The organism is Burkholderia sp. BCC0398 (assembly GCF_902833245.1).
Classification (GTDB): Bacteria; Pseudomonadota; Gammaproteobacteria; order Burkholderiales; family Burkholderiaceae; genus Burkholderia; species Burkholderia sola.
Window position 1 is genome coordinate 1 of sequence record NZ_CADFEM010000061.1, and the last position, 322, is coordinate 322.

General features: G+C 60.2%; 1 pseudogene. It reads left to right on the forward strand.

The annotated features are described in order from the left end of the window. Positions 1 to 322 (forward strand): annotated as a pseudogene (locus HWX76_RS36505) (sel1 repeat family protein); the annotation flags it as partial.

A 322-nucleotide genomic window follows, 5' to 3' on the forward strand; every position in this document is an offset into this window, starting at 1 on the left:
CGGTGACAAGGTGGTGCCGGAAAGTGGCTACTGGATGGCGCTCTACGGCTTGTCGACCATGCGTAAGGACCAACTGAAATTTGCCCGCGGTGGTCACCCCGAGCGCTATCGGGCCGGTGAGCGTTTCGACCCGCCGCACGTCAACTGGCTGGAAGCCGAACAGGTGCAGTGGCATTACCTGGGCGAATCTCGACCAGTGCCGCCGAGTCGATCGGTATTTCTGGCGCAACTGCGTGATGCCGGATTTTTGCGTCAACTTGAGACGCAGCCTGAGAAGTTGTCGTGCCACGGATCGGAGCGATGCCCGCAAACGGGTATTTGG